Here is a 306-nt window from a genome sequence, read left to right on the forward strand (position 1 = left end):
GGGTTGCGGTGGCGGTTGACGGGTGGGGATGGCGGTTGGGGTGCGGAGGTGGGTCCGGTCGGTTCGGTGCCGGTGGCCGACCGAGTGAGTCGGGTCGATGCCAGCGGGCTGGTTGAGGAGCAGTTGTCCGCCCTCGCCAGGTCGGAGGCGGTGCGGTTGCGGGATGGTTTGGATCCGGGGGCTGGTGTGGTGTGGGGGATGGTGTGGCTGGATCGGGGGCCTGGGGAGTCGGGGTTGTTGGTGTGGGTGGTGCATCACTTGGTGGTGGATGGGGTGTCCTGGCGGGTGTTGTTGCCGGATTTGGCG

Annotated in this window: 1 protein-coding gene; it reads left to right on the forward strand. The window is 68.6% G+C overall.

The features are described 5' to 3' along the window. Positions 1-66 precede the first annotated feature (66 nt). Positions 67-306 (forward strand): hypothetical protein (locus RM844_RS33395; RefSeq protein WP_311671162.1); only part of this gene is annotated, 240 nt, incomplete at its 3' end.

Origin of the sequence: Streptomyces chisholmiae, assembly GCF_031845445.1 — a bacterium.
Lineage (GTDB): Bacteria > Actinomycetota > Actinomycetes > Streptomycetales > Streptomycetaceae > Streptomyces > Streptomyces chisholmiae.